Source organism: Teretinema zuelzerae, from assembly GCF_021021555.1.
GTDB lineage: Bacteria > Spirochaetota > Spirochaetia > Treponematales > Treponemataceae > Teretinema > Teretinema zuelzerae.
In genome coordinates, this window is record NZ_JAINWA010000001.1 from 482770 (window position 1) to 501763 (window position 18994).

Genomic DNA, 18994 nt, shown 5'->3' on the forward strand with positions numbered 1-18994 from the left:
CAACTGTTCGATGGAGCAAAAATACAATGAGCGATTCTGACTTTAGAGAAGCAACCCGCGATACCTATACCTTCACCCCTTCAGTCGGAGCTGATGGTTTTATTGATTACACGGGAGTAGAACCGGATAAAGTTTACCTTGCAAACCGGAAAACAATACTGGAAGAAGAATACCCTTCCTATCTTCCACCAGTACACATACGAAGAAATACCAACTATGACATTCCTGCGTACAAGGTACGTGATAATGTGTATTTACTTCGTGAATCCGATGAATTACGGCGTGATGAGAATGGGAAACTCCAAAATCCACGTATCTATAAAGTCTCGCTTGATGTATATGCCGCCTTGGTAAATTATCATCTTGAGTTTGACCGTGCCGCCTTTTTAGCAGTCGCAAAGCAAAACGAAGAGTCACGTGTAAAAGCATTAAAAGAAGGAATAAATGAATACCCTGCAATAAGAGAAAAAGATATACCAATAATCCCTGGTAGATTTGATGTACGTTCAATAAGCAACACGTACACCCATAGATACCCGCATATAGAACATAAACCATCCAGGGTTTCCTTAAAAAGCACTAAAAGCGGACGAATGGGGGTAGAAGCCTTTTATTTCATTCAAGACATGAATAACGCGTATGGAGGAACGTTAAATCGGGGCGGCATATTTAGAATGCACCGTGAATGCCTTGATGATGTTAACCAGAAAATACTCGATATGGAGCTACAGAAGGCCGACTGGGAATCGACCTGGACTAAGGGTCGGGAAACCTCGTATGGGGATACAAATCTTGATGATTCCCTGCTGCAAACGTATGGCATACGGGTTAAACGACAGAACGGTGAGAATATATACAAAAAGGAGATTGAGGAGCTAAAAATAGCTCTTGATCGAGTTCATTCAGTATTTGGAAATATCTCTGATGTTTCACAAGCATGGGGGCTAAAAGTAAGCCATGCAGGAAACACAAAGATGCACGCTTCAAAGTATATCGGTCTTTTTACCCCGTACTATCGGGCAATCGGTATTTCCTTTGCTGGAGGTGAAGCCGAAGCAAGCCTGACGGCAATTCACGAATATGCGCACTTTATGGATCATTTGTCCGGCAAAGAACTAAATGCATGGCACGCTTCCGATATTCCAGGAACTCTTGAAAACCAAATTGCGGTGGAATTCCGTGGACAGATGATAGATGTAAAAGGCGCATATTGGAGCAGAACGTGTGAGTGTTTTGCCCGTGCGATAGAAGAGTATGCACAGATCACGCATATTCGGGACCAAGAGGTGGTTGACAACTTTTCGCTCGACTCTATAAACAAAATCAATGCAAAAATAGCGAAGCCCGGTAGTGTGAAATATCTTCCTTTCAAAGAAAATATAGAACCTTTGGTTACTAGGCTTTTAGAGCAGTATAGAGAGCGTTATACAAGTAAACAGCAAGAGGTGAGTAAGTCCGGTCTTGTTCTGGAAAATACTACGAGCAAAGCTATTCCTGCTATTCCTCAGGAAACAACTATTGAAGAGCTTGAAAAAGAGGTCTATAACCTGGCCGTAGAAAAAAACAGACTCGACACAGAAGCAAGAAGTATAACTGAAAAAATAAATGAAGAACGCAGAATTCTTTTCGAGCAGGAATTGAAAAGAATCAGTACAGAAATAGGAGCCATTGATAGGAAGCTATTATTGCAAAGTGAATCAGGCGGTGCTGAAGAACTGGCACGCAACCTCGAAGGACAGAAAAAGGAACTTACTGAAAGATACAATGCCGTTCGTTATGAGTTTACCCCTGAAAGCGAAAAACTTAGTGCGTATCGTGAAAAAGATTCTCAACTAAACTCTCGCTTACAAGATATAGAAAAAGAAGGTATGCGACTCACCCTCAAGTTGATGGAACTTGAGAAGAAGGAAGAGACGAGAAAAAAAGACAAAAGGGAACATTCGCTACTGACAGGGACTTTTACTCAGCTAGAATTATTTGAAAAGGCAGCAGAATATAGTGCGCAAAAGCGGGAAGAAGGGGGAAGTGTAACCGAAATAATCGAAGGAGATCCTACGGTAACGCGGGAGCACATAAGAGAAGCAAAAGCGGCACAAAGAAAATATACCAAGGGGATTCTCAAGGGAACAAAAAGCGGATTATGGACAGCCTTGAGGGATTTCAAAAAGCATGGTGTCTTTGATATTCAAGGCGCTCAGGTGGCAACCGGTCAAGACGGAAAAATTACCCGTGAAGGATGGGAGCAGCTTCACCAGGCATTGCATATTTACCGAGATAAACGATTTGAAACATTCCGGGTGCTTTTCGTCACCCCTGATGGGGTTATCACTGACCAGTTAGCGATTTCTAGCCATTTACCCACAAGAGTAGCTCTTACATCACTCAATGGTGAACTGGGAGATTACGTTAGAGACTATGCAGTACGAACAAATACCAAGATTGTATTTATCCATAATCATCCTTCAGGGAATGTATCGCCATCGTTGCAAGATGAAACAATGACCAAAGACCTTGAAGCAATATTGGTTGGTGCAGATGGACGGCCTCTTTTACTCGGACATATTATTCTTGACCATGACTCTTTTGGATTATACCAAGCGAATACCTGGGAAACAATGCGTTCTGTCACTCAAGGACATGATCCTCTACTGAAGACACGCTTGCCGGAATTTACACAAGAAAGAATCAACAATCCGGTGGTATTACGTGATATAGCTGAAGAAATAAATGAAAGTGACAGATGGAATAGTACTGACTGGGTTCCTGTAGCGTTTACCGGTGCCGATGCTCGTATCAGTGGTATTCGGTACTATTCTAAAGAATGGTTTGAAACCGTTTCTTCCAATGATATGGCGCGACAATTTCAGTCTGTGAGCGTTCAAACAGGTGCAATATGGGCATTTCCCATTATTTCGGATGAACTTGCTCAGGATACCCAATTATGTACAGCGGTTAAGGAGCACATGAAAGACGGGTGCTTCATGGATTTCTATATTGCAGGGGCAACGTCAGAAGATTTTGACCTGTATCATTACAGAAGCTCTTTTTTCTCATTTCCATTTATGACGAAATCGGAGATGAAAGAGCGAACGACGACTGAAGCAACATTCGCTCTTGAAGAGCAGAATGTCATCATAGATACAACGGATATGTCTGTGGCATCGAATGAACAGGAAGAACATGGAGGCCATGAACATGCTGAGAAACTCTTCCAAACGGACATTTCCCCAGGGCTTTCGACGGCGATTGCGAATATCTCAAAAGCGGATATTGGGAAACCGAATGAACGTATTGTAATCACCGAACAAACACCTTTTGTTTTTACGAAACTGGGACTTCCAAACAAGAGCATTGAGATGTACCAGGATAAAATTGCACGGAGTATAATGCTGCCCGTAACCGAACGACATGGGCATAATAACAGTATTACAAAAGAAAACGTATTAGAAGTATTTTCTCAGATTGCTAATCCACGGGCAATATTCCGATCCAAAGATTCGATATCGTTAATCGCCGTATATGATCTGTTAGATGTGAAAAACGAACCTATTATGATCTCACTAAAAAATGAAAACAGAACGATAGAGGCGAACCTTGTTACCTCTGTTTACGGAAAACCTACACGGGATATAGAATTTTGGATTGAAGGGGGACAACTTCTGTATGTCAATGACATGGAAAAAGAAAAAGCATTCATGCTGCCTTCGCGTCAATTGCGTATGAGCAACATAAATGCTTCTATCGATTTAAATATACTTTGCAAATCGGTGATTGTCAACAGTGGTTTTGTACAGGAATCAAAACAAGAATATACAAGAGGAAATGGAGGAAGAACGATGGAAGATAACAGAAAAGAAGCAAATTCATTGGAATCTTTTGTGTTAAGTAATGAGCAGGACAGAAAGCGTTTTTATGCAAGCATCGGTATTGACCCTGCTGAACCCTTGTTTCCCGATGGGAAATCATTACAAGACATTACTTCGGTTGTGGCGGGGCCGCAAGAATATGATGAATCTGGCTTTATCACCAGAAAAGAATATGTGCTATCAGCAGATGATGTGTTATATGCAGCATTTGTTTCTGATAAAGACCATGAACAGGGTACGCCACTTTCGTCTATACACGGACTTGACAGTTTTCTAGTCAAAAAGAACTTCAATCTCGATGGTATAGAACAAGGAAATTACTTATTCAATAAAGCACTCGCAGAAAGAGAGAGATTTCTCGAAACACAGGAAGACCTGAGAAACCATCAACAGTCTGAAGCCAAAGAAGCAATAGAAGAACCTAAAAAGTCGTATATTCAGCTACACACAGAACGGATTCTTGATTCTCTTAAGTCAAGTTCCGCCCCGTTCCTTGGTCAACCGGCTAAGAATGCTTCCATTACACTTGTACCACAAGCAATCCGTTCTGCAGAAACAGGAAGAGCGTTTCGTGGAATGAATCAAATCATTGCGCAAATTATGACACAGGAAGCAGGTGGAAAAGACTACGAGCTTATTACCTACGAACAGGCAAAACGGCATGGGGCAGGTATTAAGAAAGGTTCTGTAGGGATAAATCTTACTACATTTGATGCTGCAACCAAACATCAGAATGTCTATCGCTATTATCCTAAATCCTCTGTATATAATCAGGAAAAACTTCCAAAATTACCAGAACAGAACAAGAATCCTGAAATTATAGTCGAGTGTAATGATACAACACCAGATAAATATCTTGGTAAGTATCTAGCGGCAACATCTCTCGGCGCTCGATTCGAAACTACGAAAGATACGATGGAGGCATTTCAGAAAAACCTTGAGGAAGATCTCAAGCGATCTTACGATGAGAAGTGTTATACCAGAATTTTCGAGCTTGGGAATAAAGCGAGCGTGATTTGTCAAAATACCATGAGTGAAATTGGACAACAAGCACGTGACGCAGAAAAAATCAGGCAAAAGGTGAGTGAAAGCAGATCTAGATATGAGCCATATAACCCGGTTACAGGGGAGAAGTTTGTTGGTTTGGCCGCAAAAAAAGCTCAGCATGTTATGGGGATGAGCAATTCTCATGATCCACGATTCTTAGAGCTTTCCGATATATTGAAGGCCGGATTAAAACTAAAAGAGGCTGTAAAAGAGCCCTTGGTTATCTCTGATAATGGTAAGTCACGATTCTTCTATAATGCAAAAGATGTTGAAGGGGTACCACCTATCAAGATTAAGACAATCAGTCTGAATCAACAACGAAGTAAAACTGATGCGGAGCTGCAATTATGAGAAACGGACTTCTTATACTATTACTCATATGTCTTTCACTCTTAATCATTGGGTGTAAGAAATTTCAAAGTCGCTCTTCACAAGAAAATCCGTATGTTGGAACATGGATGAGCACATATGTATATAAATCTGGATATACAAACTCATATTTTATGCCAGTCGCAATTAAACTTGTAGAGCACGTGATGACTGTAAACGAGGACGAAACCTTTGAACAAAGTGTTAATCTACAATATGTCGATGATACAGTCTCCATATCTTCATATTCTGGTACATACACATTTTCAGATACTGAAATTACTCTTCATATGACAAGAGGATTCTCAGATAATGAGATTATTCTAGAAGACAGACTGCCTGGTAATGAATCATATCTAAGGCAGAAAAATAGCATAACAGCAAAGGAGGTGTACTTCTCAGAATCACCAGAAAGAGATGAGTATAATCAGTTAAAATATCCAATTCTTCTTACTTATACTAAAAAATAGCGTATAAACATCAAATTGGTGAATCTTAGAGCCCCCAACTTTAATTTTGGTACTATCATAAGAAAGGCCAGTTCAGAGGGACTGGCCTTTCTTGTTGATAACACTTACGAACCACCGGAATATCACTCAAATACCTATTACAGAAGTAAGAATTACAATAATACCCACAATGTGTCAAAATACGATACCCTTGTTGTTCATGTAATAGAATTCGCTCAATCAACAAGGATGAAAACATTCTGGTTTTTCAAAAGCAGTGTTTAATTAAACCCTACTTTTCTTATAGGAAGTAAGAATTTTAAAAAAGTACACTTGTTAACTAGGTCATACTCTGATTAGTTGAACAAATAAAGACCGTATCTTCTGAATATCAGTAAAAAGACTAATAAGATATTAGAAATATTCAAAATAGTGCAAATTCAAAGATCAAAATGTAAGAACATAGGTATAAGTCAACACAAAGAATGACCTATAAAAAAATTAGTGTCATTTTTTTATATCATGTTATACTGGTCAGTAGAAAAACCTTTGAAATATATGAATTCATCAAGAAAAATTATCTAAGGATATTATATGGTATAACTATTTATTAACTACTGATATATTGTGGTTCTTTACTAGTTCTTTTTACATATTAATGAAAACCATATTAACGTCCTAAAACAAGATAATATTGATTCTTGTCACGTACACAAGAAGTTTCTATATCGACAAGTAACTGTGAATCTATCACTCCTGACAAGCTACATACGAGAATTGATAGATTCGTAGTTTCTATCAATCTTGTTATATAAATTTATATTTATCATATTATCTTGTTGTTTTACATAAATGCATAATTTATAGCGAACAGCCAAACAGATGTTAGATTCACGCCTTCGGCGGGCGAAGAAATAGAAATTAATGTTTTTTAACATTAAATACTCAATTAAAGGAGGTGAAAAAATGGCATATCAGAAACCTGTTATTGTTGCACAGAGCACTGTGCAAATGGCCGAGTGTAGACCTAACTCTAAGCCGGCCGGACGACCTTGCAATCCGCCTGGACCTGGCGGTCGTTAAAATTGGTAATAGTGATGATGCAAGCAGTTGCATCATCACTATTCTATTCGGGAGGACAGTGTAATGTACTATCAAATAAAATCTAATATAATGTTCAGAAATTATGATAAATTCGGTTATATAACCGATAACAGAAATTATTGTTATAAAAAGAAATCTGGTAATAATTTTGTTGTCGGTGATAAAATTCTTTCAGAATCAGGAGCTTTATTTGTTAGCGTCTTGTCATTGCAGCCAAAAGAGATGTCAGAATTGGTAACCCAAATAATGAAATGTATAGCTGATGTTGAATATGATGTGATAAATAAAGATGCAAAAGAGTTTTACAGTTTACTTGAAGGTGAGGGCTTTATAGTCTCAGGTGAAACATTTGATGAGTGCAAAAAAAATAATACTAATGCGTTTAAAACAGTAATTTCAGAAAAAAATAAAACCAGTATAGATTGTATAAACAATAATATTCAGTTAGATACACAAGACTTTTTTAATAAATATTATGGTAGTAGTCCATTATTGAGAAGTATTCATATAGAGATAACTAGTGTATGTAATGAAAGGTGTATACACTGTTATATCCCAAATGAATTCAAAAATCATCATATGGATTTAGCTTTGTTTAATAGGATAGTTGAAGAAAGTACAGAAATGAAGGTGTTAAATTTTACTTTAACAGGTGGCGAGCCTATGCTTCACCCCAATTTCCTAGAAATTATCAGTACCTGTAAAAAAAGAAATATATCAATGAATATATTATCTAATTTAACAGTTCTTAGTGAGGAAATATTGGATGAAATAAAGTCAAATCCTCTCATAAGTATTCAAGCTTCATTATATTCAATTGATCCAGACGTTCATGATGAAATAACAACAGTAAAAGGGAGTTGCAGTTTAACTAAAAATGCAATTAAAAAGCTTGTTGATAATAATGTAAATATTCAAATAAGTTGTCCAATTCTTAAGCAAAATGTTCACTGCTATTTAGATGTAATAAATTGGGCGAGAGAAATGAATATTAATGTTTCTAGCGACCATAATTTGCTTGGAAAATATGATTCGAATACAGATAATTTAGATTGTCGTCTTGATTATGAAGATATCCGTAATATTCAAAAAAATATCAGTTATACTGATAGAAGTGATTTAGAAAAAGATATTGAGGAGAAGAAAGCGTTGTCTATGGATGATGCAATTTGTAGCGTTTGTCGCTATTCTTTCTGTGTTTCAGAAAAAGGAACTGTGTATCCTTGTGCCGGTTGGCAAAATTGTGTCATAGGTGATTTAAATAAATCAACATTAAGTCAAATTTGGTATGAATCTAAGGAAATAAGTTATCTGAGGAATTTGAAGATTAAGGATTTTAAAAAATGTTTAGGTTGTGAGGATAGAATTTATTGCTCTATTTGCATGGCACGAAATGCAAATGAGAACAAATCGCATGATCCAATGCAAGTCAGTAAATACCATTGTGATTTAGCGCGTTTAAAAAAAGAAATGTTAATGGAAAATAATCTAACAACTGCTTCAACCTGATAATTCCTTTTGTCATGCTTTTTGCAGTCGCTACGCTCGGTAAAAAGCACGCCAATCCCTTCGGGCCGGAATTACAGGTTAAGCAAATGTTAGTTGGACGCCTTCGGCGCGCGAGGAGGAAATAGTTGATTAGTCAAAATGAAGCAAATTATCAATTAAATATTGATAAGCAGAGGGTTGATGAAAACATTGTGCAATTTCCACTTAAGGGATCAAAAGTATCAGTAAAAATAGAATCTTTTGATAAGAAATTGTATTTCAATTTAGATGTTAATAATACCCCAAGTACTAATTCAAAAATTACCTATCAAACAAGAAATTTAGAATCCGTCATTCTTGTTCGTCTTGATATTAATAGTGCACATCGTAATCCAATAGTTGATAATCCACCTCTTCCACAATTTTTACCGTATAACGGGATGTTAATTAAAGGAACACACATTCACTTTTATGTAGAAAACTTTTTTGATAGTTGGGCTATACCGATAGAAGATATGCGGTTTAGTAATGGTGATTATGAATTATTGAATTATTTTTATAAAATAAGTTCAATAATAAAACCTCCAATATTTGAATATGGATTTGCAATATGATTAATAATCTTTTAGATAATTATCAAATATGGTTAAAAGATAACTTTATTGTTAATGACAATGAAATTATCACACCGTTTACAGATTCTCATAATGATTTGATTCATTTTAGAATTGATACGAGCGCAGATACAATGGTGATTACTGATGACGGTTATACTGTGAGTAATTTAAATATTTCTGGCTTTAATTTTACTGAATCACGTCAGTATTTATTTGAATCAATTTTAAAAATAAATGGGTTGTTTGTAGATGATCATGATGCTCTTAAAATGATTTTACGGAATGAAAGTGTTGGAATTCAAATGCATAATTACATTAATGCATTAAAAGAAATTGGTAATCTCTTAGTTCTTTCGCAACAGAACATTCGAAATTATTTTAGAGAAGATGTTGAACATTTTTTTCAAGAAAAAAACATACCGTTCTCTAAGAATGTGAGGCGAAAGGGGAAAAGTGGTTTAGATCATTATTTTGATTTTCAACTAGATAAAACTCCAATGAAACCTGAAAGAATAATCAGAGTTATTGGCTCAACAGATACAAAAAGCGTTCAATCACTACTTTTTAGTTGGAATGATATTAATATCAGAAATGATTTACAGTTAGTTACTTTCATAAATGATAAACTTAGACCTTTAAGCGATAAAATGGAAAAAGCGTTCAATCAATATAATGTTATTCCCGTTGAATGGAAAAAACGAGAATTGGCGCTAAATATTTTATCGGCTTAAAAAAAATCAACTAACAACTGCTTCAACCTGACTTATTTGCTTGTCACGGATTTTTGCACTTCGCTACGCTCGGCAAAAACCGCGCCAAGCAAAACGCAGGTTAAGCAAATGTTAGATAGATAAGAAATGAGGAAAATATGAAAGAGTTAGTAAGTAATGTTGATGCAACACCTTCAAAGCGATTGTATTTATCAATTATTGCTGATTATGATATCAATAAAGCTCTTTCAGAGTTAATTGATAATTCTCTGGATATTTGGAAGTTAAGTGGAAAGGATAAGGTTTTAAATGTTTTAATTGATCTTGATAAAACGCAACAAAGAATTCTTGTTAAGGATAATGCAGGTGGAATTAGTGAAAATGATTTATCCTTTATTGTATCACCAGGTCAGTCAAAAAATAATGATATTGATAATACTATCGGTGTATTTGGTGTAGGTTCAAAGAGATCGGTAGTTGCATTGGCACAAGAAGTGCGGATTAAAACTAGAAAGAGTAGTGATTGTTGGCAAATTGAATTTGATGATACTTGGATAAAAGAAAGCGATGATTGGACGCTACCAGTATATAAAATAGAAGGAGTTGAAAAGGGTTCAACCGAAATAGAACTACTTAAATTACGAAAATATATTAGTGATGAAGTTATTGTTAATTTTATTAAGCATGTATCAGAGACGTATGCCATTTTCTTGAAAAATCAGAATTTGTCAATTGTAGTAAATGGAAAGAAAATAAATCCAATTTTATTTGAGAATTGGGCTTTTCCTCCAGACTATCCTCCGCATAATTATGTTGGAGAATTACCGTTATCAAATGGAAGAAGAGTTGATGTTTTAGTCACCGCTGGTTTGACTTTAGAATCAAATCAAGCATCAGGTGAATATGGAGTATATTTATATTGTAATGATAGGTTGATTGTAAAAGGATTGAAGAATCATGAAGTCGGATTTCAGAAGGGTATTGCTGGATTACCACACGCAGATTTATCTCTCGCTCGGGTTATAATTCAATTAAGTGGAATACCTAGTGTTATGCCTTGGAATAGTAGTAAATCTGATATAAATACTTCTTCAGAAGTATTTATTTCTTTACGAGAATGGTTGACAACACTAATAAAAGATTTCACGTCTCTATCCAGAAGATTTAGTAAAGTCGAAGGCGGTTGGCCTGTAAATGTTTTTCAATATAATAATGGTAGCTTTATTGATAAAGATGTTACCAATTTAGCTCTAGCAGATATATCATACTTACCACCGTTGCCAGAAGTATCACCTAGATATGCAAATATTGTGCAAAAGAAAAATAAAACAATAAGTGAAGAAAAGCCTTGGGTTGTAGGTTTGTATGAATCAGTAATAGCAGTAGATTGGATTCTAAAACAACACTTCGCTCAAAAGAATCGTATTGCTTTGATCTTACTAGATAGTACCATCGAGATTGCTTTTAAAGAATATATTCTCAATGAATCTGGACAACAGTATAGTGAAAAAAAAATACTTGAGATATTCAGTAATCGCAGTGAGGTTGAAAGAATCATCTCTGAATCAATAAAACTAACAAATCCACAATGGACTAAGGTTAAGCATTATTATCAAAAACGTTGCGATTTAATACACCGTAAAGCTACTACTTCTATTTCTGATTTTGAAATATCTGATTTTAGAAAAACTGTTGAATCAATATTAAAAAAAATGTTTAAGCTTCAGTTTGAGAACTAACTACCTAGGTTCAAGCAGCAAGTGCAACGCTGAGTCTCTGCCTTAATATAGTTCTTCGGATGCATCAAAAATGAAAGGTTTTTATAATCGAAGTTTGACTGGTAAATCAATAGAAACCTTTTTTGAAACGCTTATTAGGTTTCTTCATTGGTACTGCAACTAGAAAAATAAGATGTCACTAGGTGGTATGAGTCCGATTCAGTATCGCTATATCCTGGGATGGGGGTATAGTTATCCAAGAGAACGTCCGTTCCCCCAAAAGAGAAAAACCCAAACCGGCGTTGAAAACCTGAATCAGTGTCGTTTAATACTGTACTTTGTTTTAAAATAAAAGACCCCCTGATGTTTAACTATCAGGGGGTTCTTTTATTGATACAGAGTCAAGAACTAATTATTTTGCTGCACATCTTCTGGTTTCAGACATAACTTGTATTGATATTGATTGAGTTCCATTAGGTCTTGTTATGGTCCCGTTAATAAACCCAAGAGTTATTATACTCGTAACCGATTCATCTATAGAGTTTACTAATTGTGCATCATTTAAGAAATAAGCAGTGGTGTTCCCTTCGTGATAGGTTGTATATTTCCATTCAAAGCCAGACTGATACCCAGGTCTATCCACGACTTTATATGAAAGTGATGGAATATAATTATTTGTATCTGCCTTGAAAGAAGACTGACTCATCCGTATTGGTGTTGACCGCTGAACCTTATTAAATTTAAGGCGACTAGATGCATCAATAACAAAACCAAATTCATCCTCTCGTGATTTTGGATCATAGACTGCCTTAAATGGGAAGGTTGTATCAAACAACGATAAATATATATCCATATCTATTGAAGTGGTAACGTTATTAACCGTTATAGGTACAGCCATTAGACCTAATTTTGCTAAATGGACATATTCACCTCCATCCGAATATTTTTGCCAATCGAGAATTACTCTACTACCATTCCATGTATAGTAAGTATCATGGGTAACCAAGTACTCCTTTACTATGTAATCCATTGGATGTGTAATATTCCATGAAGTAGATGAAGATTGTGTTAATGCTACAGGTATATTTGCATTTGAGGAGGTGAAATGAAGATTTGAAATTGTATATGTTGCATTAGTTTCAGTAACTCCTAAAGCAAAATTGACACTCTCGCCATCTCCCAAAATTAACATACCACTGGGTTCATCATATCTTGAAAACTTTCCTTGTTTTGAGATAACAGAAGGCTTAACTGTAAGATTTGAATAACCAAGATTTAAACTACAAATCTGAGTTCCAAATCTGTAATTATTATATGGATTTGTAGCACTTACAGTGAATACAGCCGAGCCCTCTTTTAGTGGTTTCAAGTAGATTTCCTTCTTGTTTTTATCAATTGTATATGATGCGATATCATTATCAATTAATAGTCCAATAGTAGCATTCGGAGGATTTACATCATATGAGATAGTATACAAAAGAGGATTCGTTGAATCATATCTTGGTTCTGCTTTGATAAGAGACTTATTTAATGTGAGCTTATAATCCCAGGCACAAGTAATATTTATACTTGCACTCATGCTGTTTGCTGTTCCTGAAAGCTTTGTAACTCCTTCGGTAAGGCCTGTAACGGTCACCGTTTTGGAACTTGTGTCAACAGCATACGTTACAAATTCATTGGAATTGGTCATCCAATTTATCGCAGCATCCTCAGGTATCAAGACATATTTGAAAGTCTTCTTTTGACCAGGTTGTAGACGCATGGACTGAGTATCAAAACTGAATTGTCTTGATGCAGCTATCAACACATCACATTTTGCTGTTTTCCCCTTGAACTCGGCCGTAACCGTAGTTTTTCCGGTAGACAGGGAATAAAGGGCAACCGTCTTCCCGCTTCCGAGAATTGAGACAATCTCAGCACCACCGACCTTATCAGCGCTCCATGTAATAGCTTTATAGTCCTCGCTTGTACCAAGATCTATATTTGCAGATATTTCAACCGTTTTTCCGGTCTCTGTCGATATATAGTTCTTGTTTAGCGAGATTCCAGCATTTGATCCTTCTACCTGTACATGTATGGTATAGATAGTTGATGTTTTTGGATGAGAAATACGTATTGACGTTTCACCTGCTTTTAACGGTTTTACGATGATATTTGATCCAGAGGTGCCTATAAGACTCGCAATAGATGGATCTGTAATTTTCCATTGTAGATTATACTGGTCTGGAGTCGAGATTCCTTCTCCGACAATCGAAGCACTCACAGATCTCTGAGAATCAGTAATTTTCATCGCAAGGACATTGGTTTGAGACGTAATATAAGGAGCTGTCATCTCAGTAGCTTTCTTAACATAAATCATTAAGTCGCTTTTAGCTCCGGAAGGGCTTGTAGCAGTAACAATCGCTGTTCCAGTTGCAAGAGCAGTTACCTGAGCGACCTTATTAGTGCCAGTGATTGTTACAATCTTTGAGTTGTCAGTAGCATAGGTAACTCTACCGGAATACTCTCCTTCGATGGCCGGAACCTGCATTGCAACAAATTGAGTCGTACCTTCAGCGATCGTCATTGATGACTGAGAAAAAGCAAATTGAGAATATTCTGTAACCCTGACAATTATCTTCCCATCATACGGAGATTTTGGATGCGTGATAGTTATTTCAGCTTTTCCTTCTTGTCGGGGCGTTATGACCGCTGTATTTGCAGAATAGGTAAGATCAATCACATTATAGTTATCTGCACTCCATACAAAGCCATATTTATCTTCAGCGGTACCGCCAACTAATGTAGCTGTGACAGTTTGTGCAGAATCTGCGGGTTTCATTGAAACGATTGGAAGAGAAGGGTTAATATAAAGGTTTGAAGATGGAGCCGGTTCATCAACAATTACCACCAATGGGAATGGATAGGATGCCTTTGGATGCGTGACGGTTAGTCGACACTCTCCAGGAGAAATACCTTTCACAACTGCATTTTGACCATTTGCGGTAAGTTGAATTAGGTCTCCACGATCAACTGTCCATACAAAATGTTGATTATCGACTTCTTGACCTCCCGCAAGTGTAACGGATAAGTTTTTAGAAGCGCCATCTTTAGTTACAGTAAGAATATTCTGGCCTGATGTGATATATGGATTTGAAGATGCGTCTTGGAGAGTATTCGATATAATTACTGTAATATCAAGCGAATAGACACAGGAGGCATGCTTCACTGTAACACGGGCGACGCCCGCAGTAATTCCTGATAATACCGCAGTTGTACCATTATCAACGATTTGCAAGACTGAAGGGTTGTCAGAAGTCCAAGCATAATCCGCAGCACTTGTTTCAGAAGTACCTGATAAACGAACACTGACCGTTTGTTGAGTACCAGTCACCATCCGAACAACGTTTTGTGTTGTAGTAAGATATGAAAGTCCATCAATATCTGCTTGAGTGTTCCCCACCAATACAAGAACATTTTTATCATAGGTTGAGTCTGCATGACGAACGATAAGACGTGCTTGGCCGGGGACTTTTGGAACAATGTAGCACTTATCTCCAAGTGGGCTTATCGCAGCAATAGAAGGATCATCGATATCCCAGGTGAATAGAGTTGACTCAACACCGTTTTCAAGTTTTGCAGTAATTTGTTCACCCTGAGCACCAGCAATTAGTCCAACTACGTCTTTACTTGTACTGATAAAGGGTTCTTTTTGATTGACTATGATATATTCATCACCAATTCGTACAGTAATCTTTAAGGTGTTTTCTGATTTAGGGTGTGAAACAGTTATCACTGCTTCACCATTACTTTTTGAAGTAATGGTTGCTGTTTTTCCATTTGGTATCACATCCATAATCGATGAATCACTTGATACCCATGAAATGTTGGAATATTCAGATAATGGAAGGTTTACCGGGGTTACCGATACAGTTTTATCCGCGTTAATATCCGTGAACTGAATAACATTCTGACCTGTAGAAAAATATATTGCGGGTGGGAGAACATCGAGGCTCGTTCCTTGTGGATACACAGTAATCGTAAATCGCACAGGGTTACTTCCGGGTAACGTTGCACTAATTATTGCCGTTCCACTTGAAACGCCAGTTACTGTACTCACACTCGTATTAGCACCAACTGCAATTGTTGCCACAGAAGGATTATTCGTTTGCCATGTTATAGACTCAGCTTCTTGTGGTGTTACATTCCGATAGGAGAGATATAACTCGGTATTTGTTCCAGCAATAAGTGAGTAATATGTTTTCTCTGAATAGAGAATTTTCATTGATTCCAGTTCTTCTACTGTTTCTGCAACATAACAGAGTATCTTTTTGGAGTTTTCTGCTTTCGGATGTGTGATATTAATAAAGGTCTGTCCATTACCTGTTGCAGTGACCAGTTGTTCTTTTCCAGATCCTGCTACGGTGACAACTCCTGTATCCTCGCTTGACCATACAAGAGCCGCTTCATCATTTGCAGTTACATTACCTTGAAGGGTAACTGCAATCTTCTGAGACGTTCCGCGAACAATCCCAAGGAGTGATTGCCCCTGGATAACAAGAGGTTCTTCAAAGGAGGCGTATGAAGGGAAAACCTTTACCAATACCTCTGTAGGGGTCAAAGCCTTTGGATGCGTGATATAGATAACAGCAGAACCTTCTTTTTTAGGTTCAATAAAGGCAGTTCCATTTGTTCGCTGTGTAATGATAGATGCGGTACGTCCCCAAACTCCAGTTGTTCCATTTGTTGTACGAAGAGAAATGATATCAGGATTATCAACTGACCAAACAAAATTTCTCTCATCTCCGGCTTCACCACCAACAAGAGAAACAAGGAGTTCGCTTTCATCGAGTCCCAGTTTTGTCCGGATATAATTCTGACTCGTCGTAATAAACGCACCAGAGTGCACTGCGCCATCTGCTTGATTCTCCACAAAAACCATGATTTCTCGCGGATATTTCGCGGCCGGATGCGATACAGTGAGCTTTGCTATTCCATTCTTCTTGCCATTCAGGACAACTTCATTATGATAAGAAGCAAAATCACAAATAGACGAATCATCAATCGTCCATTGAAATTGAGAAGGATCGAGTTCATCAACGCGAGTCGACCCCTTTAACGAAACCGATAAGTTTGCAGGAGTTGAACCATTTACGGTAACCTTACTCTCTATAACATCGATATACACATTCTCAATAATGGTAACAACGCGGACTTTAATATCAAGAGGATAAAGAGCTCGAGGGTGACTCACCCTGATGGTTGCCCGTCCATCTACTCGTGGGGATATTTCAGCATTAGCACCATTTGCAGTTAGCGAAATGGTATCAGTGGCACTTTCTTCCGAATCAAGCACTTCCCAGGTAAAACTATTTTGATCTGCTCCATCCCCATTGACAAGAGAGACAGAGACTTTTCGGTCTGCTCCATTGTGAGCAAGCGAGATAATATTCTGGCTTGTTGTAAGGTAGATCGCTTTTTCATTCTCCGGCTTGACAAATACTAGTAGTTCTAATGGATAGGTGCTTGAAGGATGAGAGACCGTAATTCGGGCAACACCATTTGCTTTCGCACTGATAATTCCATTCTGTCCGGAAGCCTCTACTGTAGCAATACTGGACTTATCAATACTCCAAGAAAATTGTGACATCTCAGCGGATGAACCCTTTGATAAAGATACCAGTATTTTCTTTGTGGTTCCTGCTTCCATTTCAACCACTGGCATGGTTGTGGATATATAGGGAGCGTTCTCGGTAATCGGATCAATACCAGACACACCAATGACGCAGGCGGCCGCCTGACCATTTGCTTTTGCGATGAGCACCGTATTTCCATTTCGAAGACCTGAAACGGTTGCACCCGAAGAGTCTCCATCAACTTTGATGACTGATTCATCATATGTGTACTCTATTCGTGCATTACTTTTTGCTTCAGTCGGATTTATGGAAAGAATTAAGTACTCAATTCCACCAATACCCAGAGAAAGAGTCGTTTTTGAAAATGCTAATGATTTGACAGTAACGGTTTCGTCTTTATCATTCGATAAGAACAAACTACACGAAGCAGTCAGAAGAGAAATGAGTACCACAAAAGCTAGAAAGGCGTTAGGTTTTGAATGTCTCATACGGTGAACTCCTTTTGTTCATTCATGTATGTATAAAGAGTGAAAACTCTTTATATTCTGTGTCTCTAAAGAGAAATCAAAATAAAGGTGAGGATGATAGAAAGAAATATGTGATTGTCGTTACTAGAATACAGAAGACCGCCTGTATCAGCGGCCTTTACGCATCATCTTTTATATACAGATGTAACAGGTGGAGATGAGATAGGAGGAAGGCGAATATTTTTATTAAGCATAATATTGATCTTTGTTCCGCTTTTCACCGTAAGAGTCGGTTGGATATTCATTGTTCGATCAATAATTTTGGCTCCCAGCTGGGTAATAACATTCTGGTTTGCAGCTATGAGATTCTGTGCTGTCTCATTTTGAGTAGAAGCCATGGTTGCAGCAAACTCACCATTAATCAATGTAAATGCAGAAATAATTCCCATCGCTTTCGCATATTGGAACAGATGCTCGTCAACCTTGCCCTTGGTTCCTGAATATCCTTGAGCATCTACGCTATTCATATTCCCAAGGGAAACCTGAAATCCGTCTGGCCTAATCAATGTATTCCATGCAATCTGAACCCTACTTTGCGCGAAAGAAACGGACGAGTTGTATGATGCTATAAGTATGCTCCCTTGCGGAACTAGTATTTTTTTTCTTGTGAGGGAATCATAAATGTTTTCCGTCACACGGGCTTGTACATCGCCGGGAAGATCGGTGTTAATACCAGTGATTAAGACTCCGGGAATCATTGTTCCATTCCAGAGCGTATCATTTCCAATAAAATATCCCGTAGTCTCATTCTCTCGGCCAGAACTATAAAACGATTGTTTGTCGTCTTGCATATTCTGTTCACGGTATCCCATCGATTCTCCGCTTCCTGTGCCGCCAGAGGAACCGATTCCCCCAAGAGCCGCGATCCGATTTGCCGTATATTCGTCCTGACCCATGGGAACAGAACCAAAACCAGAGATGGTTTGCATTAACGGATCTTGTCCTTGAGAATTTTCCCTATATGCTCCTTGAGTTTCTTGGCCGAGAAGTCTTCCTTGAACTACCGGAATAATTGCAGATCCATAGGCATTCAACGCACTTTCATCTACTTGAGCAGGTCTTCCCCCACTTGTCGGTTGTGACTTCTTCGTTTGCTGAGGGGGAGGTACATATACTGGACTTTCCTCCTGAATAGCCGGAGGAGACGAATTGCGTACTTCCGAACGTTCCTCGTAGGGCTTTGGTTGTACAGAGAAATCAGGTACAATCAATTCAGAAGCGACTCCGTCTTCCATCTTCTTCTTTTTTTTACTCTCGGAAGGGGAGATAATCGAAACAACAACAATGAGGGAAGCAAGTCCACCGGCCAACAACAAAATGAGTTTTTTGTTAATCCTCGGAACAACTGTTTTCGGCTCAACTGAAGCACCATCATTTTTCGAAGAAACATCTTCGGTATCTTTTTCTTCGTCCAGCGCTGCTTCTCGTGCAATTTCATCTTCATCCGAAAGAACAAGGCCGGTTTCTTCGTCGTATTTACTCAT

At 37.7% G+C, this 18994-nt stretch carries 8 protein-coding genes; 6 read left to right on the forward strand and 2 right to left on the reverse strand.

Going from position 1 to position 18994, the window contains the following annotated elements:
- The first annotated feature begins 26 nt into the window (after positions 1–26).
- The 6 genes from K7J14_RS02215 (at position 27) to K7J14_RS02240 (ending at position 11389) form a co-directional block, all read left to right on the forward strand.
- A complete protein-coding gene (locus tag K7J14_RS02215) occupies positions 27–5264 on the forward strand; it encodes a MuF-C-terminal domain-containing protein (protein ID WP_230752573.1) in 5238 nt (1745 codons plus the stop codon).
- Entirely contained in the window at positions 5261–5752 is a 492-nt protein-coding gene (locus tag K7J14_RS02220) for a hypothetical protein (RefSeq protein ID WP_230752575.1), read from the forward strand. The genes K7J14_RS02215 and K7J14_RS02220 overlap by 4 nt, the downstream gene beginning before the upstream one ends.
- A gap of 1125 nt (positions 5753–6877) precedes the next feature.
- Positions 6878–8344, forward strand: a complete 1467-nt coding sequence (locus K7J14_RS02225) for a radical SAM protein (protein ID WP_230752576.1) — start codon at positions 6878–6880, stop codon at positions 8342–8344.
- A gap of 125 nt (positions 8345–8469) precedes the next feature.
- Positions 8470–8937 carry a DUF6978 family protein gene (locus K7J14_RS02230; RefSeq protein ID WP_230752578.1) on the forward strand — a complete coding sequence of 156 codons (468 nt, stop codon included), beginning with the start codon at positions 8470–8472 and terminating at the stop codon, positions 8935–8937.
- Entirely contained in the window at positions 8934–9671 is a 738-nt protein-coding gene (locus tag K7J14_RS02235) for a DUF1829 domain-containing protein (RefSeq protein WP_230752580.1), read from the forward strand. The genes K7J14_RS02230 and K7J14_RS02235 overlap by 4 nt, the downstream gene beginning before the upstream one ends.
- A gap of 137 nt (positions 9672–9808) precedes the next feature.
- Positions 9809–11389, forward strand: coding sequence for an ATP-binding protein (locus K7J14_RS02240; protein WP_230752582.1), 1581 nt, complete (start codon positions 9809–9811; stop codon positions 11387–11389).
- 391 nt (positions 11390–11780) lie between these two features.
- On the opposite strand, the gene K7J14_RS02245 is transcribed toward K7J14_RS02240, so the two are convergent.
- Complete coding sequence (locus tag K7J14_RS02245; protein WP_230752584.1) at positions 11781–17471, reverse strand: Ig-like domain-containing protein; 5691 nt, start codon at positions 17469–17471, stop codon at positions 11781–11783.
- Positions 17472–17635: 164 nt separating this feature from the next.
- The gene (locus K7J14_RS02250; RefSeq protein WP_230752586.1) at positions 17636–18994 is read right to left on the reverse strand and encodes a TrbI/VirB10 family protein; all 1359 of its coding nucleotides are present in this window, start codon (positions 18992–18994) and stop codon (positions 17636–17638) included.